19 protein-coding genes are annotated in these 19,578 nt (G+C 63.7%); 4 read left to right on the top strand and 15 right to left on the bottom strand.

The genetic code is table 11. The features are described from left to right. Positions 1-16 precede the first annotated feature (16 nt). Complete coding sequence (locus tag VMF11_09055) at positions 17-184, bottom strand: lmo0937 family membrane protein (protein ID HTU70456.1); 168 nt, start codon at positions 182-184, stop codon at positions 17-19. Between the two features lie 113 nt (positions 185-297). Here VMF11_09055 and VMF11_09060 point away from each other — a divergent pair, with 113 nt between their 5' ends. Next, positions 298-543, top strand: a complete 246-nt coding sequence (locus VMF11_09060) for a hypothetical protein (GenBank protein HTU70457.1) — start codon at positions 298-300, stop codon at positions 541-543. 35 nt (positions 544-578) lie between these two features. On the opposite strand, the gene VMF11_09065 is transcribed toward VMF11_09060, so the two are convergent. Genes VMF11_09065 through VMF11_09130 form a run of 14 tightly spaced genes read right to left on the bottom strand, consistent with a single transcriptional unit; the run spans position 579 to position 16,860 of the window. After that, positions 579-1,250 carry a cyclase family protein gene (locus VMF11_09065; protein ID HTU70458.1) on the bottom strand — a complete coding sequence of 224 codons (672 nt, stop codon included), beginning with the start codon at positions 1,248-1,250 and terminating at the stop codon, positions 579-581. Then, positions 1,247-2,119: a sugar phosphate isomerase/epimerase gene (locus VMF11_09070; GenBank protein HTU70459.1), complete on the bottom strand. Its 873-nt coding sequence runs from the start codon at positions 2,117-2,119 to the stop codon at positions 1,247-1,249. The genes VMF11_09065 and VMF11_09070 overlap by 4 nt, the downstream gene beginning before the upstream one ends. Then, positions 2,116-4,551 (bottom strand): hypothetical protein, encoded by a 2,436-nt coding sequence (locus VMF11_09075; protein ID HTU70460.1) that lies wholly within the window; start codon positions 4,549-4,551, stop codon positions 2,116-2,118. The genes VMF11_09070 and VMF11_09075 overlap by 4 nt, the downstream gene beginning before the upstream one ends. Beyond that, a complete protein-coding gene (locus tag VMF11_09080) occupies positions 4,548-5,315 on the bottom strand; it encodes an SDR family oxidoreductase (protein ID HTU70461.1) in 768 nt (255 codons plus the stop codon). Before VMF11_09080 ends, VMF11_09075 begins: the two co-directional genes overlap by 4 nt. Further along, positions 5,299-6,579, bottom strand: coding sequence for an NAD(P)/FAD-dependent oxidoreductase (locus VMF11_09085; protein HTU70462.1), 1,281 nt, complete (start codon positions 6,577-6,579; stop codon positions 5,299-5,301). Before VMF11_09085 ends, VMF11_09080 begins: the two co-directional genes overlap by 17 nt. Further along, complete coding sequence (locus VMF11_09090) at positions 6,579-9,497, bottom strand: FAD-linked oxidase C-terminal domain-containing protein (GenBank protein ID HTU70463.1); 2,919 nt, start codon at positions 9,495-9,497, stop codon at positions 6,579-6,581. Before VMF11_09090 ends, VMF11_09085 begins: the two co-directional genes overlap by 1 nt. 9 nt (positions 9,498-9,506) lie before the next feature. Then, positions 9,507-10,625, bottom strand: coding sequence for an enolase C-terminal domain-like protein (locus VMF11_09095; GenBank protein ID HTU70464.1), 1,119 nt, complete (start codon positions 10,623-10,625; stop codon positions 9,507-9,509). Beyond that, entirely contained in the window at positions 10,622-12,406 is a 1,785-nt protein-coding gene (locus tag VMF11_09100) for a thiamine pyrophosphate-requiring protein (GenBank protein ID HTU70465.1), read from the bottom strand. The genes VMF11_09095 and VMF11_09100 overlap by 4 nt, the downstream gene beginning before the upstream one ends. A gap of 16 nt (positions 12,407-12,422) precedes the next feature. After that, a complete protein-coding gene (locus VMF11_09105) occupies positions 12,423-13,097 on the bottom strand; it encodes a c-type cytochrome (GenBank protein ID HTU70466.1) in 675 nt (224 codons plus the stop codon). Then, complete coding sequence (locus VMF11_09110) at positions 13,094-13,453, bottom strand: c-type cytochrome (protein ID HTU70467.1); 360 nt, start codon at positions 13,451-13,453, stop codon at positions 13,094-13,096. The genes VMF11_09105 and VMF11_09110 overlap by 4 nt, the downstream gene beginning before the upstream one ends. After that, positions 13,444-14,121, bottom strand: coding sequence for a cytochrome c oxidase assembly protein (locus VMF11_09115; protein ID HTU70468.1), 678 nt, complete (start codon positions 14,119-14,121; stop codon positions 13,444-13,446). Before VMF11_09115 ends, VMF11_09110 begins: the two co-directional genes overlap by 10 nt. Continuing rightward, the gene (locus VMF11_09120; GenBank protein HTU70469.1) at positions 14,118-15,482 is read right to left on the bottom strand and encodes a cytochrome bc complex cytochrome b subunit; all 1,365 of its coding nucleotides are present in this window, start codon (positions 15,480-15,482) and stop codon (positions 14,118-14,120) included. The genes VMF11_09115 and VMF11_09120 overlap by 4 nt, the downstream gene beginning before the upstream one ends. Then, on the bottom strand, positions 15,479-16,309 hold the full coding sequence (locus VMF11_09125) for a Rieske 2Fe-2S domain-containing protein (GenBank protein HTU70470.1): 831 nt from the start codon (positions 16,307-16,309) through the stop codon (positions 15,479-15,481). The genes VMF11_09120 and VMF11_09125 overlap by 4 nt, the downstream gene beginning before the upstream one ends. Beyond that, positions 16,306-16,860, bottom strand: a complete 555-nt coding sequence (locus VMF11_09130) for a cytochrome c oxidase subunit 3 (protein ID HTU70471.1) — start codon at positions 16,858-16,860, stop codon at positions 16,306-16,308. The genes VMF11_09125 and VMF11_09130 overlap by 4 nt, the downstream gene beginning before the upstream one ends. Before the next feature lie 95 nt (positions 16,861-16,955). On the opposite strand from VMF11_09130, the gene coxB reads away from it, so the two are divergent. The 3 genes from coxB to VMF11_09145 are packed head-to-tail and all read left to right on the top strand — an operon-like array spanning position 16,956 to position 19,560. Continuing rightward, on the top strand, positions 16,956-17,606 hold the full coding sequence (coxB, locus tag VMF11_09135; protein HTU70472.1) for a cytochrome c oxidase subunit II: 651 nt from the start codon (positions 16,956-16,958) through the stop codon (positions 17,604-17,606). Continuing rightward, entirely contained in the window at positions 17,603-19,177 is a 1,575-nt protein-coding gene (locus tag VMF11_09140; protein HTU70473.1) for a cbb3-type cytochrome c oxidase subunit I, read from the top strand. The genes coxB and VMF11_09140 overlap by 4 nt, the downstream gene beginning before the upstream one ends. Beyond that, complete coding sequence (locus VMF11_09145; GenBank protein ID HTU70474.1) at positions 19,174-19,560, top strand: cytochrome c oxidase subunit 4; 387 nt, start codon at positions 19,174-19,176, stop codon at positions 19,558-19,560. The genes VMF11_09140 and VMF11_09145 overlap by 4 nt, the downstream gene beginning before the upstream one ends. The last annotated feature ends 18 nt before the right edge of the window (positions 19,561-19,578 follow it).

The raw sequence follows: 19,578 nt of genomic DNA on the forward strand, positions 1-19,578 counted from the left end.
CTACGAACCCGGGGCCTTAGACCCTCGCGCCGCGGCCTGTGAGGAGGTTGACGATGATCAGCACCACCGCGACCACGAGCAAGATGTGAATCAGCGCGCCGCCGACGTGGAGCAAAAAGCCGAGCAACCATAACACGAACAAGATTACGATCAGCGTCCAAATCAGGCTTGCGAGTCCTGCCACGTTCGTTTTCCTTTCCGCGCCCGAAACGGCGCCGTGCATTTCGTCATCTGCATCTTCTTCCCGCGATACGTGCGCTCTCAATCGGGGAATGATGAGTGGGGAATGATGCATTCATGAAAAACGACGTGCGCGAGGTGTCACACACCCGAGTTTGCCAGATTTCGCTTTCGTTATTGCGGGCGCTGCTGGGCGCGCCGAATGAAGCAAAACGGCATTTTACCGATATTGCGGCGTCGGGGCATCCGCACGTGATCCGCATGCTGCAGTGGAAATGCGGCTGCCGAGCGCTCTCCGTCGAATCCGAAGAAGTGCCGATCGTTCCGTGCGAATTTCACACCGCCTACTTGCGCGGTACCTAGGGAAGCTCTAGCGTCAAAGCACACGCATAGCGAATCTACGCGAACTCCCACAACGCGGCGCGAGTCCACGCACCGCTGCAGTCGCGCAGCTTGACGGGAGCGCAGACGAAGAGTCTGCGTTTTCCGTCCATGACCTCGTCCGGAAAGAACAGCTCCTCGACGATGAAGCGGCCGGCGCCGAGCATGGCACGATGCCCCGGACCGGCTTTGGCAGGGTCGTCGTAGCCGCCGAAGCTCACCGCGTCGATGCCCGCGCCCTTTGCGCCGCTGCGCACGATCAGCTCCGCCGCTTCCCCGCCGCAATACACGTATTGGGTGAGAAACTCGCCGGTATTCGCGCGCTTGCCTCCCCAACCCGTATTGAGCAACACCACGTCGCCCGGTGCAATGCGAGCGAGATGCGGTTCGATGTCGCGCGCCTCGATCGCCGAGCCCGGGGCTTTGCCGCGCAGGTCGATCACGCTCGCCCAGCCGACGTATTGTTCAAGCGGCACGCGATCGATCGTGGCGCCCTCGGCAAAAAAATGGAACGGCGCATCGCAATGGGTGCCCGTGTGCGTACTTATTTCCACGATCTCTTTGTTCACCGGTGCAACGCCCTGGATATACATCCAGTGCACCTGCGCCGGGCGCGGGTTCTTGTCCGGATACTGCGGACAGTTCGTGTACACCGGCTGGCTCAGGTCGATGATCCGGCTCGGAATCATACCAGCGCCTCGCTCTCCTGCCAGAAGCGCTCGAACGCGACGACGTTGCGCTCCAGCATCGCGTCCATGTCCCCGTTCCACAGCGAGTCCGGCAGCGTTTGCGCCGAAAAGATTTCGATGACGTAAGGCCGGTCGTATCCGGCGGCGCGCAGCGCGCTGAGCAACTTCACCGTCGGAATGCAGCCGTCGCCGAGCACGATCCGGTCGGCATTGTTGCGCGGCCTGCGCCAGTCGCTGAGCTGAACCAGAAAGATGCGCTTGCCGCACGCGCGGATGACCGACGCAACGTCGGGCGTCTCGAAGATGTTCCACGTATCGCAGCAGATGCCGAGCGCGGGGTGATCGATGTTCTCCACGAGTTCGAGCGCGGCGTCGAGACCCCACAACGCCGTGTCGGTATGGAACAGGATCGGATTGAGCGGTTCGAACGCGACGCGCATGCCGGACTCCGCGGCGAAGTCGGCGAGCCGCGGCAGCGCTTCCCGTGCGAACTCGTACACGTACTCACAATTTCCCTCGGGCGCCGCGCCCGTGATCACCACGAAGGGCGTTCCCTGCGGAACGTGTCGCGAGATCCGGTCGACCGACTCGAACATCGCACGCAATCGCTCTCGCGGATCGGCGGGTGTAGGCGCGAGCGAATCGGGGAAGAGCGAGTGCACCGTGGTTTGCACCGAGCTCACCATCAACCCGGCGGCTTCGATGCTCTTCAATTGCTTTCCGAAGCCCTGCCCTTGTTTCAATTTGAACTCGCAGACCTCGATCGCGTCCAGGCCGTGCGCCGCGTAGCGCTCGACGTCGCGCTCGAACGGCCACGGGTTGGTGGTGAACTCGCTTACGCCGAGCCGGTACGAACTCGTGGCGATCATCCGGCGCGCGTCCGCAACTCCGCGACCGAGAACCCGCGCCGCTCCACCTGCACGGGAATGCCGCGGTAAAGGTCGTCACCGGTGACGTCCGGTTGGTCGATCCACTCTCCTCGCATATTGTTGAAGACGCGTACGCTGAATCTCGTCTTGAGCCGCCGCTTGAACACGATCGAGGTACTGACGGTGCGATCGGCCGTGTTCCCGACGAAAAGTACGAGCTCGTCGCCGCGCGCGAGGAGAATCGTCGACACGTCGTCGCTGGCGGTGCCGACCAGCTCGTCGGTCACGTCGCGATCGTACGCCTGATACTCGAGTTCGCTCTTGAACCGGAAGTTGGCGTACATCGCGAGCGCCGGTGTGCGCACGACGAACCAGGTGACCAAGGTGTCGCGAAACCGCAGCCTCCGCACGCCGAACCATCGCCAATCGGGCGCAAGGCGTGGATTGCAGCTTGGCTCGTCGCCTGAAAGACTGAGCCCGCCGGCACCGGCAACCGCCGCCCAAAGGTAACGCGGCGGAAACCAGGGCGAGAGCATCATTCCTTGATTGACGAGTGTTTCGCCGTGCAGCCACTCCGAAAACTGTCCGGGGACGGTATTGTTACGCCGTGGGTCGCTCGAGTAGTGACGAAAGCTGTCGCGCAGCGCCGACGCCATGAAATCCGGATTGAAGCGCGCCGCGGCGAACGCGTACCAGAACGTCGCGCCCTCCCACACTCCACCGAGCAGTCCGTACCCGCGCGTCGGTCCGTAGCTGATGTCGTCTCGCGGAATCGTTCGCATCCCGGCATCGGTCCAGAACGCGGCGACGCTCAAACGGCTGATGATATTCGCCGCGCGCTCGCGATCCGCGACGCCGAACATCACCGGGAAGACCAAATCGCAGCTGACGTCGGTGCGCTTCGCGCCGTCTACGTCGATGGTCAGGTAGTATAGTCCCGTTTGGGGGTCGACCAAATGCGTGTTGATCGCCTCACGCAGCGCGTCGGCCTCGCGCGCGAACCGGTCGCGATCCTCCATCTTCCCCAGCTCCGCTGCCATTCTCGAGGCGGCGCCCAGCGCGGCATAGCATTCGGAATTCAGCTCGGTCGTCGCACCGCTTATCCGATATCCCTTGATGACGTTGCGCCACCCGCAGATACCCTGTTCACCCGTCCCCGTAGCCGTACACCATACGAGCCCGGCGCTGTTGCGCTGCGAGAGAATGTACTCGGCGGCGCGTTTCGCGCCTTTGTAGATCCGCCGCAGAAACGCGCGGTCACGGGTCGCGGCATAGTGGTGCCAGAGTGCGAGCATCAACAGCGGCGTGTCGTCGTTGATGTTCAGCTTGTAATCGGCGGTCTTCCCGGTGCGGATGTCGTAATACTCGACCACCAGCCCTTTGCGCTCCATGTTCGAAACGTAAGCAAGCAACGCTTCGCGTGAGAAGTCGGGCGTCACGTAGTCGGACCCGAACGCGAACCACGCGGTGTCGCGGCCGACGCTGTTATTGGTCCGCGTCGGGTCGTTGACGAAACACCATCCGGTCGGCGCGAGCGTCTCGACCCGCAGCATGTTGGCCTTGGCCCAGAGCACGCCGCGGTTGACGTCGGCGTCCGGCGTCATGACCACCGCTCGGCGCAAGATCGTCTCGTAGCGCTTGCGCGTGCGTTCCATTGCCGTGCTGACGTCGGGCGCGCGATCGAGAATCGCCCGCAGCGCGCGTACGCCGTCCGTCGTCACCGCTAGGGTATAGGTGATTTCGACGGTCGATCGCGCCGGGATGTCATGCTGGTGCTCGAAGAGCGCGATGTGCTCGGGGCCGCCGTTCACCGCACGATCGCAGAGCGGCCCGGGGAAAACGACGCGAACGCATTTTCCGTGGTCGCCGGTCACCTCCCAGTGGACGGGCTTGCGCGAGCAGACGAAGGCTCGCGCGAGGCCGGAGTGCCGGCCGTTGGTTGCGATGAACGCAGCCCTACGCTCGTCGTAACGCACCCGCACGTCGTCACCGCAGCTTCCCTGCATGTCGGCCGCCGCGATCGAGCGAATTCGCACGTCCTCGTTGCGTGAATTTTCCAGTTCCACGTGATAGTATGCGATCGCCGGGTCCGCACGCTCGAGCCGCGGCTGGCTGTTGAGCATGAAGACACGCTCGCGCACGAGGATGCCGTCGTGCAGCTCGTAGGCGTGTTCCTGGCGATCCGGATGGAGGGTGAATTCGCCGGGAATCGTTCCCAACGTCAGGCCGCTGGCGGAGTCCCAGTAGCGAATCTGCATGCCGCCGATTGCGATCTCGCCCGCGTCGCTCGAAAAGAAGCGGTCGATGGCGCCGTTGGCCTTGAGAATGATGGTCCCTTTTGGAGCGCCGATCGTGCTTCCGACCGCCATCTCCGTATCCTCGACATGATATGTCGAGATCGCCTCGCCCGAGCCGGTGAACTTCGCGATCACAGGCTTCCTGATTGCTTCGTCATTCCACCGTCGATGATGAACGATGCCCCGGTCACGTAGGATGCCTCCTCCGAGGCCAAATACACGCACATCGAGGCCACTTCCTCGGGCTTGCCCATGCGATGCAGCGGAATCTCGTCGAGCAAGGCTTCGTACTGTTTTGGACTGCGCTCGAGCCGCGCGTCCATCGGCGTGTCGACCGCGCCCGGGCAGACGTTGTTGACCGTGATTCCATGTGGCGCAAGCTCGACGGCGATCGTACGCATCAGCATCCGCAAGCCGCCCTTGGCGGCGCAGTACGGCGCATTGGTCGGCATCGTGATGTCCTCGTGCACCGAGCTGATGTTGATGATCCGGCCGCCTGCGCGCTGATGAACCATCTGCTGCGCGGCGCGCTGCGAGCACAGCCAGGGACCGGTCAAATCGATCGCGATCACTTTTTTCCAGACCTCGAGCGGCATTTCCAGAAACGGATGCTTCTCCTCGACGCCGGCGTTATTCACCAGCACGTCGAGCTGTCCGAAATGCACGACCGCAGCCTTGACGAGCTCGTCGACCTCGTCCGCCTTTGAGATGTCGGCAGCGACCGCATAGGCGCGGCCGCCGAAATTCTCGATTTCCTCCACCAGCGCGGTCGCCGGCTCAGCGTCGCCGTGATAATCGATGACGACGCTGGCGCCCTCACGAGCCATGCGGGCTGCGATTGCCTTGCCGATTCCGGTGTCGCCGCCGGTAACGATCGCGACCTTATCGTGAAGGCGCATACGGCTTCTCCGTCAGCGGCAACCGCGCGAGCGTGGGCCCGAACGCGAGACCGAGCGCCCAGTCGAGCGCAACGCGCGTTTTACTCTTCGCGCCCTTGAGACGGCCGAGATAATACGTTCGCCACAGCAACCAGCCCGCGGTTCCGCTGAGCATTCGATTGCCCGGGAGCTGCACCAGCGCCCAATGGTCGCCCAGCGAGGCCATCTGGCCGACCCTCTCGTAGCGCATCGGCTTCGTGCGCCTTCCGCGCAGACGCGCGATCACGTTGCGCGCAACGAGCGGTCCTTCGCGGGTCGCGTTCTGCGCGAGCGGCGCGTAGACGCCGCCGCTGCGTTTGGGAATCGCAGCGCAATCGCCGATTGCCCACAGATGCGGGTGCGCCGTAATCGAACAGTCGCGCTCGGTTTCAATCGCGTTGCGATCCGAGAGCCGCAGCCCCAGGTGCTCGACGAACGGCGCGGGCTTGGCACCGGCGCACCACACGATCGTGCGCGCCTCATGACGCTCCCCATTTTTGAGGGTGAGCCCGGCGGAATCGACGGCCTCGACCTCCGCGCCGAGTTCGATCTCGATACCGCGCTCGCGCAGCACGTGCGCCGCCTGCTTCCCGAATCGCTCGGGCAGCTCGGGCAATAGCCGCGCTTCCGACTGGATCAGCGTGATACCGAGCAGCGAAGGGTCGAGCGCGGGATAGAACCGCAGCAACGAACGAACGAAAGCGGACAGTTCGCCCGCGGCTTCGACGCCGGTGAATCCTCCGCCGACCACGATGAAGTGGAGGAGCCGGTCCCGTTCGACGAGATCGTTGCCCTGGGCGGCAACTTCCAGTGCACCGATGACCGTATTGCGCAAACGCAGTGCGTCGTCGACCGTCCGCAGCGGAAGCGTGCACCGTTCGACCCCCTCGATACCCAACGTCGAGGGGGTCGAGCCGAGTGCAAAGATCAACTCGTCGTACTCGAGCGCGCTGGTCTGGTTGGTGAGAGGGTGGGTGAGCGTGAGCGAGCGCGCTTGCTCGTCGACGGCGATCGCTTCGCCGAGTTCGAATCGCACGTGCCGCAGCTGGGCGCGGAAGGGCTGCATGATGTGGCGCGTCTCGACCGCGCCGGTGGCCGCTTCGGGCAGCATCGGCGTGAAGAGCATGAAGTTGTGGCGATCGACCAGCACGGTTTCCAGATCGCGCACGGCTCTGCGCCGCTGCGAGAGTTCGCGCGCCGCCGAGAGCCCGGCAAAGCCGCCGCCTAAAATTACGACGCGAGGCATCAGCGCATGTACCTCCGTTCGGGAAAGGATTCGGTCGCCGCGACGCCGCGTTGATCGAGCGCGAGTTTGAGCACCTGCGCCGGATGCAGCGCCAGACGATTCGTACTCTGCGCGATCTGTTCGCGGCAGCTAAACCCGTCGGCAACCACGATCGTCTGCTCGGACGCTGCCCGGACTTTCGGCAGAAGCACGCGTTCGCCGATCGCCATCGAGACGTCGTAGTGCCCCTGCTCGAATCCGAATGCGCCGGCCATACCGCAGCAGCCCGAATCGAGCACTTCGCAGTCGAGTCCGGTCTTATCGAGCAATTTGGCCTCTGCCTGTGGATCGAGAATCGCCTTGTGGTGGCAATGCTGATGCACGATCGCTTTGCCGTCGAGTTTCGGCAGCCGGTACTCCGGCGCGTAGTTCGCCAGGAATTCCGAGAAGAGAAACGTCTGCTTGGCCAAACGTTCCGCATCCTTGTCGTTTCCGAGCAGGTCCGCCATCTCGTCGCGGAAGACCGACACGCAACTTGGCTCGAGTCCCACCAGCGGTGTCCCGGCACGAATCTCTTCGCGCAGCGAGTCGAGGATGCGTTTCAGCATCGACTGCGCGAGCGCCAGCATGCCGTAGTCGTAGAGCGGGCGTCCGCAGCAAAGCATGGACTTGGGAATCGTCACCTGAAATCCGGCATCCTCGAGCACCTCGACCGCCGCCATCGCCGTCGAGGGATGGAAGCGGTTGTTCCAGGTATCCGGCCAAAGAATCACCTTGCTCTTGCCGGCGTTGCGCACCGGCCGCTGCTTGAACCATTGCCGGAACGTCTTGGGCGCGAAGGCGGGAATGCGCCGCCGCTGGTCCATGCCGGCAGCAAACTTGAGCGCCGGACCCACGACGGGCGCACTCGCCAAGGCGTTGACGGCCATTGGCGCGACCGCCGCCAAGCGCGCCCACAACATCATCAGACCAAAGGCGTACGCGGTACGCGGCCGGACGCGGCCGGCGTAGTAGTGCGAGAGAAACTCGGCCTTGTACGTCGCCATATCGACGTTGACCGGGCATTCACTCTTGCATCCCTTGCACGCAAGACACAGATCCAGCGCCTCTTTGACCGCACGGTCCCGCCACTTCTTGCCCGACGGATCGCCCTGCATCATTTCGAAAAGCAATCGGGCGCGTCCGCGCGTGGAGTGTTGCTCCTCACGCGTGGCCATGTAGCTCGGGCACATCGTGCCGCCTTCGTGTTTGCGGCACGCGCCCGCTCCCACGCAGCGGTTCGCGGCGTACGCAAAGCTGCCGCGATCTTCCTTGAAGTGGAAGCGCGTGGGCGGATCCCACGGTTCGTAGTTCGTTCCCCAGCGCAGATTCTGATCGATATGATAGGGATGCAAGACCTTGCCGGGATTCATCTTGTCGGCCGGATCCCAGGCGTGCTTGAATTCCCAAAACGCCTGTACCAGCTCCTGACCGTACATGATCGGCAACAGCTCGCCGCGCGATTGCCCGTCGCCGTGTTCGCCCGAAAGCGATCCTCCGTGCTCGACGCACAGCTTTGCTGCCTCGTACACGAAGCGTTTGTATTTTTCGATCCCCTCTTTGGTGAAGAGATCGAAGTTGATACGGCAGTGCACGCACGCCTGGCCGAAGTGACCGTAGAGCGACGCGTGATATCCGTAACGGTCGAAAAGCTTGCGCAGCTTACGCAGGTAATCGCCGAGGCGCTTCGGATCCACGGCAGAGTCTTCCCAGCCCGGATAGGTGTCGGCCTCGTCGGGAACTTTGGCCGTGATCCCGAGGCCGGCTTCCCGCACGTCCCAGACCGCTTTCATCTTCTCCCGATCGCTCACGATACGGTGCGCGATTTTCGGATCGAGCGCGCCGATCGCAGCGCACAGTTTTTCTGCTTTGGCGATCGCCTCCGCGCGCTCGTCGGCGCCGAACTCGACGATCAGCCACGCCGAGCCGTCCGAGAAGTCTTCGCGCGCCGCCGTCGACTTATGCTTGAGCTGCAGGTGCCGAAACATGCTCTCGTCCATGCCTTCGAGCGCGATCGGGCCGAACTCGTCACAGAAGGGTACCCAGTCGGCTGCGTTCGCGATATCGTCGAAACCGAGGATGCACAAAATGCGCTGCGGGGGACTATGAACCAAGCGGCATTTCGCCTCGAGTACGACGACGCACGTTCCCTCGGTTCCGACGAGCGCGCGCGCGACGTTGAATCCATTCTCGGGCAGCAGCTGGTCGAGCGCAAAGCCGGAGACGCGGCGCGGAATCTTCGGGAAGCGTTCGCGAATCCGGTCGCCGTAACGATCGCGGATCTCACGCATCTTCGCGTAGATCTCACCGCGCCGCCCGCCGGACGCGATGATCGCCTCCAACTCCTCCTCGGAGGTCGGGCCGACCCGCATGCGCACGCCGTCGTAGGTGATGATCTCCAGCTCGTCGATGTTCGCATCCGTCTTGCCGGCCATCTGCGCGTGCATCCCGCAAGAATTGTTGCCGATCATTCCACCGAGCGTGTTGTGATCGTGCGTGGCAGGATCGGGCCCGAAGGTGAGGTTCCGGCGTTCGGCCAGATCGCGCAGGTCGTCGAGCACGCAGCCGGGCTGCACGCGCGCAAACCGGTTCTCGTAGTCGATCTCGAGCACCGCGTTCATGTATTTGCTGAAATCGAGAACCACCGCGGCGTTCGTCGCCTCGCCCGCTAGGCTGGTCCCGCCGCCGCGGCTCACGACCGGCATGCCGTGCCGGTGCGCTATCGCCAAGGCATGCTCGACATCTTCCGCATTCTTCGGGAGAATGACGCCGAGCGGTATCTGTCGATAATTGGACGCATCGGTAGAATAGAGCGCGCGAGAGCCGCTATCGAATCGCACTTCGCCGCGAATCACCGTGCGCAGTTCGGTCTCGGCGCCGTTTGTCATAACCTTGATCATGGCGAGGTCCTACAATTGGTATCGCCGCGCGTCGGCACGGCGAAGTTGCAACCCGATGCCGGGTCGGGAAGGATCGGGATAGAGCGAACCGTCGATCGGCTCGCTCGCACCGTCGAAGAACATGCGCTCGATGCGCGCATGATCGTAGAAATACTCCATATGCCGCAGCATCTTGCAACCGAGCGCGGCGTGCAATTGCACGTGCGGGCCGCAGTGCGTCGAGAGCGGGAGCATCGCGCTCTGGCACAGTCCGTCCACCGCCAGCAAACCGCTGAACCCGCCGCAGCGGGTTGCATCGGCTTGCAGGCAGTCGACAGTCTTCGCCTCGAGCATGCGCCAAAAATGGGCCGGCTCGTAGCCGTACTCGCCCGCGGCGATATCCATACCGGCCGGCGCGCGCTCGCGCACTTGGCTCAATCCCTCGAAATCCTGGTGATAGACCGGCTCCTCGAACCAGGTTACCCCAAGCCGTGCGAGTTCGTCGGCAAAGCGCATGGCCTGCTTGCGCGAGTACGCGCCGTTCGCATCGACGAACAGTTCGGTGCGATCGCCGATCGCGCGACGCGCCTCGGCAACACGCGGGATGTCGGCCGCCGGATCGCTTCCGATCTTCATCTTGACACGCGGGATGCCCGCGTCGACCCACGCGCGCAGCTGGCGGCGTAATCGATCCGCGCCATACGAGGTAAACCCGCCGCTCCCGTATACCGGAGCGGAATCGCGCGCCGCGCCGATCAGCGCGTACACCGGCACGCCGAAGATCTTGCCGCGTAAATCCCACAGCGCGATATCGACCGCCGAGATCGCCATCGCCGCAATACCGTCGCGGCCCATATTGCGGACGGCCGTTTGCAGTTCGTGGTATCGCCGCGCGGTTTCGAGCGCGTCGGCGCCCTCGAGCACCGCGCGCAGTTCGCGTTCGACGACGAGCGCGGTCGCTTCGTCCGCGTAGGTGTATCCCATCCCCGTCTTGCCGGCGGCGTGGATTTCGACCAGCACCATCGTGGTCGCGTCCCAGCGCGCGGTGCCGTCGCTCTCGGCGCCGCCGTCGGTCGGCACGCGATACACCGAGACGTCGAGTCCCGCGACGGGACAACCGTGACCCTGCCGCGCAACTGCGACGCTCATGTGCGCTCCCGGTGCGGGAGCATGCCCGCGAGCACACCCTTGATCGACTCTTTGAGCACCGAGGCCTCATCGGGATCGCCCTTGGCCATCGCCGAGAAAAGATTGTGCGCCTCTTCGAACGTGATGTGGGGCGGCAACTGCGCAATGTCAGCGGATACTCTGGCGTCTAGGATCGCGGGCCGGTCGGACGCAAACGCACGGTCCCACGCCGCGTCGACGTCTTCCGGACGCTCGACGCGAATGCCGAGAAATCCGAGTTGCTCGGCGTAGCGCGCGTAGTTGAACTTCGGCAGATCCTGCGACGGCTCGAACTTCGGATCGCCGTTCATGATCCGCATCTCCCACGTGACCTGATTGAGGTCATCGTTGTCGAGCACCAAAAAGATGATGCGCGGGTCGTGCCAGCTCTTCCAATATTTCGCGACGGTGAGCATTTCGGCGTTGCCGTTCATCTGCATCGCACCGTCGCCGGTGCACGCTACCGCGACGCGGTCCGGAAAGGCGAACTTTGCCGCGATCGCATACGGAACGGCCGAGCCCATCGTGGCCAAGCCGCCCGAGAGCGACCCTTTCATGCGCCCGCGCATCATGATGTTGCGCGCGTACCAATTGGTCGCCGTGCCCGCGTCGCCGGTGAGGATTGCGTCATCAGGCAGATGTTCGTTCAACCGAACGAAGAGCAACTGCGGATTGATCGGATCGGCGCTCACGTTGGCGCGCGCCATCTCCTCCTCGTGCCACCTCCGCTTGGTCTTCGCCAGGTGCTCGACCCACGTGCGGTCCTGCTTCTCTTCGAGAAGCGGCAACAATTCGAAAAGCGTCGCGGACGCATCGCCGACGAGATTCAATTCCGTCGGATAGCGCAGCCCCAGATTCTTGGGGTCGATGTCGATCTGAATTCCGCGCGCCTGACCTTCTTTCGGCAAGAACTCGGCGTACGGAAACGACGTGCCCACCATCAGCAGCGTGTCGCACTTCTCCATCATCTCGAAGCTGGGCGCGGTGCCGAGCAGGCCGACGGTGCCGGTCACATAGGGGAGGTCGTCGGGAAGGACGGCTTTGCCGAGCAGCGCTTTTGCCACGCCCGCGCCCAGCCGCTCGGCCACCGCGATGACCTCGGCGCGAGCTCCGAAGGCGCCGGCGCCGACCAGCATCGCGACACGCTCGCCGCTATTGAGAATCTCCGCCGCCGCGCGCAGATCGACCGCCTGGGGAACCACGACCGGCGGCAAATAGCCTACGCTCGAGTGGAGCGTGTTGTGCTTGTGCGGCGGCTCCTCGAATTTTTCTTCTTGAACGTCCTTGGGCACGACGATGGCCGTGACGCCGCGATAGCCCATCGCCGTCCGCAATGCGCGGTCGACGATGTGCCGCACCGCCATCGGACTCGAGACCGTGTAGACGTAATCACAGACGTCCTCGTAGAGCTGCTGCAGATCGACTTCTTGTTGATACGAGCCTCCGAGTGCCGTCGTTGCCGCCTGGCCGACGATCGCGACAACGGGAACGTGATCCATCTTCGCGTCGTACAGGCCGTTCAGCAGATGAATCGCGCCCGGACCCGAGGTCGCCATGCAGACGCCGACCTCGCCGGTGAACTTCGCATGCGCGCACGCCATGAACGCGGCCATCTCTTCGTGGCGCACCTGAACGAATTCGATCTTCCCGTCGATGCGGCCGAATGCGCCCATGATGCCGTTGATTCCGTCGCCCGGATATCCGTATATGCGCTTCACGCCCCATTCGATAAGACGCCGCATGAGGAAATCGCTCGTGTTCACGATTGCGTCTTACCCCTCAGCGCGTTGTTCCAATACCGCGCACGAAGAGCACCAACGCGCCGATGCCGAAAAACCAAGCCACGAAGCCCTCGGCGGCCGGGCCGACGTGTCCGAGCGATAGCCCGCCCGCATTCTCCTGCTGCGCACCATCGGTCTGCGTTTGAATGGCGTTGACGTACCGGGCGATGTCGTCGACGTCTCGATCGCTGAGCACGTCGCGCCCGAAGCGCGGCATGATCCACGGTCCGGCACGGATCGCCTCGGCGACTTGGAATACGGTCGCATGCATCAGCGACGGTGCGACGTCGTCGGATCCGACCGACGCCCCGTTGCCGGTGGGACCGTGGCACATGGCGCAGTTCTCGGCGAAGAGCGTGCGCCCGTGGGCGGCGTTTCCGTCCATGACGAGCGGAAGCGAGCGATCCGCGTGCGGTGAGAACGAGAGAACGTAATTCACGATCGCGGTCATCTGCGGCTGCGTGAACCGCGGCCGCTGATGGATTTCGTCCACGTATGGAACCGAAGCCGGCATTCGCCCGGTGTCGAGCATGAGGTGAATGTCCGCGGCGGATCGTCCGATGAGCGGCGGCGCAACGTTCGAGCCCTGGCCGCGGGCGCCGTGACACGACGCGCAGGTCATCATGTAGAGCGTTTTGCCGGTGAGCAGCGCGGCGAAGAGCAGCGCGCTCATAACGACTGCACGTAGGCGGCGACGTCGCGCACCTGCGCCTGCGTGAGCGATTGCGGATAGAGTTTGGGCATCGGCGGCTCCGGGTCTTCGATCCACGAGACCGTGCCGTTGTAGTCCATGCGCGTCTTCTCGTCGCGAAGCGACGGTCCGATGGTTCCGCCCTCGACCCCGGTCGCACCATGGCAAGCGGAGCAGTTCTTCGCAAAAATCTGCGCTCCGGTCTTCGCATCGCCGCCGATCGTTGCCGCGGTCCCGGCGTTCGCGCTGCTCTTCGCCGTGACCGCCGGTGAACAGGCGCACAGCACGGCGCCGGCGATCGCCCATGCAACCGCCAGCGGCCGGCACGCTACAAACATAACGGCTCCCGCGCCGTGCCGCTTTCGCGCGCCGCCCATACGCCAAACGTCGCGAGGAATGCGGTCAGCACCGCCAGTCCGCCGCCGATCCACATGACCGCTGCGCCGTTGCGCTGATCGGCAAGCGCCGCCTGCATTCCCATGACGGCCGCGTAGTGCGGGTAGAGCGGCGCACGCGCCGCGCCGAGCGCAAATCCGAGCAACGCTCCCTGCGGCAGTGCGAGCAGCAGGTAGAACAGCCGCACCGGGAATGCCGGCGGCCGCAGCGGCGGCGGCGCGAGCACGGGCAGCCAAAAGAGCGTCCCGACGACCACGAGCAATAGATGCTCGCCGGCGTGCACCAGCGGATGCTCCAGCGCGCTCTCGTAGAGCGGTGAGAAGTGAAGGAGCCAGAGATAACCGACGAAGAGCGAAAAGGTGAGCGCCGGATGCGCGAGCACGTGCAGCGGCCGCGTCACGCGCACGAACGCGGCGGTCGCGCGTTTGCCCGCAACGATCCGAAATGCCGTGAACGGTTGCGAGAGCACGATCAATAGCGGTACGAGGAAGAGCAGCACGAGATGCTCGCCCATGTGCCACGCGAACGACGCGTCGCTGAGCGCGTCGACCGGCGGCGAGAGCACGAGCGTGGTACACGCGACGGCGCCGGCCGCGGCAGCGATCTTCATGAGAGCGGACCTTCCTCGAACCCGCCGCGCGCATTCTTGCGCAGGCGAACGCGAGGCGCTCGGTGCACGCCTCCGCGCGCGCGCAGGTCCGACGTGAGCGCATAGGTGATCCCGAAGCCGATCGGCGGGGCGATGATGCAGAACCATTGATAGAACCGCGTGATGACCGTGATCGATTGGTGGACGTATCGCGCTTGCACGTCGTCGCTTCCGGCCAGGGTCAGGCCGAGTGCGAAGAGGAACAGCGCGACGCCGAAGGACGTGCGCAGCGGCACGTCACGCGGAATATCGAGCAGATGGTGCGACGCATGATCCCGCCGCAGGGTCGCATCGATCCACGGCCAGAGCAACAGCAGCGCGAAGAGCACCGCCGGGAGCGCTACCGACGGCCAGAACGGCGAGGGTATCGTGCGGCCCCACAGGTGAATCGCGAGCGGCGGCCCGATTCGCAGCGCGCCCTCGAGCCAGCCGATGTACCAGTCCGGCTGTGCGGGGCTCGAGACTTGCCAGGCATTGTACGGGCCCCATAACCAGATCGGATTGATTTGCACGAACGCGCCGAGCGCCATGACCACCGAGCCCACCGCGAACATCAGCGCGATCGACTTTGCCGCGTAGCGCGGAAAGAGCGGCGAGCCGACGACGTTGTGCTCGGTCCGGCCGGGTCCGGGAAATTGGGTGTGCTTCTGTCGCCAGACGAGCGCGAGGTGTATCAGGATCAGACCCGCGATCGCCGCCGGCAGCAGATAGACGTGAACGACGAAGAGCCGCGGCAGCAGCGCACTGCTCGGAAAGGTCCCGTTGAGGATGAACGAGGACAGCCAGGTGCCGATCACCGGGATCGAGAGCACGACCGAATCGGCGATGCGCAGCCCGGTTCCGCTGAGCAGATCGTCGGGAAGCGAATAGCCGGTAAACCCTTCCAGCATCGCGAGGAGAAAGAGCAGGACGCCGACGACCCAGTTGATCTCGCGCGGCTTGCGAAAGGCGCCGGTGAAAAAAATCCGGCCCATGTGCACGATGATCCCGGCGACGAAGATCAGGGCGGTCCAATGGTGGACTTGGCGAATCAGCAAGCCGGCGTTCACCGCAAAACTCAGGTTGACGGCCGACGCGTACGCGTGCGACATCGTGATGCCGTCGAGAAGTTTGTACGGCCCGTGATAGACCGTCTTGCTCGCGCTCGGATCGAAGAAAAACGCCAGGAAGGTTCCGGTCGCGATCAGGATCAGAAACGCATACGCGTTGATCTCGCCGAGCATGAACGACCAGTGATCCGGAAACGCCTTGCGCAGCGCGTGGCTGACGAAGTGCGCGCTTCCCAGCCGGTCGTCGACCCAACGCAGCAGTCGTTCGATCATGTCGAGCGGATCGGACCCTCCCCACGTTGCCAGAATCCCGGCCCGACGGGTTCGGGATAATCGCCGAGCGCAATCACATAGCCGTCATTCGTCGTCGCGATCGGCAGGCGCGGCAAGCTGTGGTCGGCCGGACCCGACACGACGCGCCCGTTCTCGAGGACGTCGAAAACCGACTGATGGCACGGACACATCAGCTCTTTAGCAGCCTGACGATAGAGGGCGACCGGACAGCCCGCATGCGTGCACACCTTCGAATACGCGATGTATCCCTGCGTGCTCTGCGCAAGATCCGGCGGCACGCGAATCAGCGTGGTCGTTGAAAGCGCATCGTCCAGTGCGCCTTCCGGGAAAACCGTGACGACCGAGTTGATTTCCAGATCCCCGACGCGTACCGCGCTCCCGTCGGGACGCACCAGGCGCAAACCCTTGCGCCATCGCGTGTGAAAGAGCGTCGAGTCGAGCGGTGGTCCGAACGATCGTATCGGCACGAGCAATGCCAGACCGAACACGCCGACCGCCGCATACACGAGGCGCAGCAGTGCGCCGTTGCGCGAGAGGCCGCGCTCGACCCGCTCGACCTGCCGGTCTTCTTCGCTCCGCAGCGGCGCTTGCGATGGATATTCGTCGCGCCGATCGACGACCTCGGCCTGTGGAAGAATGCCGAACGCCCAGCCCAGCGCCGCGGCTGCAAACGCGGCCGAGGCGACCGCCAGCGAAAATCCCTCCCACAACGTGCCCGCATCGGCGGCGTAGGCGGCGATGAATCCCATGCTGCCCACGATCGCGACCGAGAGCGCGACCACGATCGCGCGTTCCGCCCGGCTCATCGGATGATGTACACGGAGAGATAGATGCCGACCCACACGAGGAACACGAAGTGCCAATAGTACGTCATTGCTTCCGCGCCTTGGCGATGATACGCCCGCAGCGTAGGACTGCGCATCCCGATCAACAGCGCGAGCAGAATTCCGATACCGACGGTGACATGCGCCAGATGGAAGCCGGTGAGCGTGTAGTAGATCGAGCCGTACGAGTTGGTCGCGATCGTGAACGTGTTCTCCAGATAGCCGTGCACCGAGAGCAGAATGAATGAGAGCGCGGCGATAATCGCGGTAGCCGTCCACCAGCGCGCGGCCCGAATCGCACCCCGGTCCATCGCATGCGTCGCCAGCACCATCACGACGCTCGAGATGAAGAGCAGGAACGTCCCGATCGAGCCCTCGACCACGTTGACGTGCACGCCCGGCGGCGGCCAAACCGCACGGTTCGCGCGCAGATCGTAGTACGTTGCGAAGAGCGCGGCAAAGAACATCATCTCGGAAGCAAGGAAGAGCACGGTCCCGAGCACGGTGGGATGCGCCCGAACCTGAAATGGCATCCATTGACGAGAAGTATCACCCGCGTTGACGGCCACGTTGAATGCTACCCGACGCGACGATATTTTATGCGCCATACGGGTATCGTTTCGAAACGATGCGATGGCTGCTCGATCCGGCGTCGGTGCAGGGCGTTACGATGCGTGGGGATTGGTACGTCTTTCTCATTGCCGCCGCGTGCGTCGGACTCTTCGTCTACGGTTGCATTTTCTGGTGCATCTTCGCGTATCGGCGTTCGCGCAATCCCCAGCCCGCGCAGTTCAGCGGCAATAAACCGCTCGAAGTCCTCTACGTCGTCATCCCGCTGCTCATCGTCATCGGCCTCTTCATCGTAACGATGATCGCCGAAATACCGGTCGATCGCGTAGCTGCCGATCCCGCGAACAAAGTCGGCGTGATCGCGTTCCGCTGGTCATGGCGCTTCGATTATCCCGGCGGGATCACGACGATCGGCACGCCGTTCGCGCCGCCGACACTCTACCTTCCGCTGCGGGAAGCGACCGAGATCGACTTGACCTCGGCCGACGTCACGCACTCGTTTTGGGTTCCCGCGTTTCTCTTCAAGCGCGATGCGATACCGGGTATGCAGAACCTTTTCGCGATCACGCCGACGCGAGTCGGCACCTTTCGCGGGCGCTGTGCGCAGTTCTGCGGCCTCGATCACGCGCTCATGACGTTCCAGGTCAAAGTCGTTCCCGATCCGGCGTACGAGCGGTTCATTGCCTCTCGTGGAGTGGAGGTCCCATGATCGAATGGATGACGACCACCGATCACAAGAAGATCGGCATCATGTATATGGTCGCGACGATGACGTTTTTCGTCATTGCCGGGATCTTAGCGATGCTCATCCGCGCGCAGCTCGCGCGCCCCGAGAACGATTTCCTCTCCGCCCACGCCTACAACCAGATCTTCACCCTGCACGGAACCGCGATGATCTTCTTCGTCATCGCGCCCTTCGGACTCGGTCTGGCGAATTTTTTGGTGCCGCTGCAGATCGGCGCACCGGACGTAGCGTATCCGCGCCTCAACGCGACCGCGTTCTGGATGTTTGCGCTCGCCGGCATCGTCGTCTTCAGCGGTTTCGCCATGTACGGCGGCGCGGCGGCGACGGGATGGACGGCATATGCGCCGCTCTCCGAGATCGCCGAGGGCACCGGCGCCGGTCAAGACCTCTGGTTGCTCGGACTGCTGCTCGCGAGCGTGTCGACGATCTTGACGGCGCTGAACTTGATCGTCACGATCTTTCTCTTTCGCGCCCCCGGCATGACGATGTGGCGCATCCCCATCTTCGAATGGGAGATCGTTGCGACCGCGGTTTTGATTCTGATGGCGTTCCCGTCGCTGACCGCGGTCCTGGCGATGCTGTTGATCGACCGGCATCTCGGCGGTCACTTCTTCGATCCCGCTTTCGGCGGAAATCCGATTCTCTATCAGCACCTCTTCTGGTTCTTCGGCCATCCGGAGGTCTACGTGATGATCTTGCCCTACTTCGGGATCATCACCGAGGTCGTCGCCACGTTTTCGCGTAAGCCGGTCTTCGGTTACGTCGGGCTGGTGATCGCGGCCTTCGCGATCGCGGGTCTGTCGATCGGCGTCTGGGCGCATCACATGTTCACGACCGGCGCAGTGAACAATCCGTTTTTCTCGGCGGTATCTTTCCTCATCGCCGTGCCGACCGGCGTCAAATTCGTCAATTGGATCGGAACGATGTGGAAAGGTTCGATCGAATTCTCGACGCCGATGCTTTTCGCCGTCGGATTCATGCTCAATTTCCTGATCGGCGGTATCACCGGGGTGATGCTCGCTTCGCCGCCGATCGATTATGACGCCCACGACTCGTACTTCATCGTGAACCACTTTCACTACACGCTCGCGGGCGGCAGTATGTTTGCGCTCTTTGCCGCGCTCTATTTCTGGTTCCCCAAGATGTTCGGCGTCCGGCTCAATGAAACGCTGGGCAAATGGTGCTTCGCCTTGATGTTCGCCGGCTTCAATGTGACGTTCATCCCGATGGCCTTCATGGGCTTGGAAGGCATGGCACGCCGCGTGTACACCTATCCCAACATCGCGCACTTGGGACTGCTCAACGCGATCGCGACGGGCGGTTCGGTGATCCTCGCGATCGGTGTGATGGTCTTCTTCGCCGACGTGGCAACCAGCGTGTTCGCGGCCGCCCGGCGGCGTGTTCCGGTGGCCGCGAATCCATGGGGCGGGTACAGCCTCGAATGGGCGACGACCTCACCGCCGCCGGAGTTCAACTTCGAGGAACTGCCGCCGATTCGCAGCCGGCGTCCGGTCTTGGACACGGTGAACTCGTGAAATCGTTCGTCGGGATCTTCGGCTGTTCGGCCGGATTCGGGTTCGTGATCGCACTCGTCTATTGGTGGGTCGCGCACGAGGAGACCGTGGGCACGGTCCTGCTCGGCGTGATGACCGCCGCGCTCGTCTTCGCCGCGATCTATGCGGTCATCGGTGAACGCAGCGCGCGCCTGGACGGCGACGAGCCCGATCTCACCAATGCCGATGCTGCCGGCGAAGACCTCGGCGTCTTTACCACGAGCAGCCCCTATCCAATTTTGATTGCGGCCGGCGCTGGGCTCGGTTTGCTTGGTCTCCTGTGGTCGCCCCTGATCGGCATCGCCGGGCTCACCGTGGTCGTTCTCTGCCTGTGGCGGATGGGGGCCGAAAGCTCGCGCGTCTAGAACATCCGGCTCGGTCTC

The sequence above is a fragment of the Candidatus Baltobacteraceae bacterium genome (assembly GCA_035502855.1).
Classification (GTDB): domain Bacteria; phylum Vulcanimicrobiota; class Vulcanimicrobiia; order Vulcanimicrobiales; family Vulcanimicrobiaceae; genus Aquilonibacter.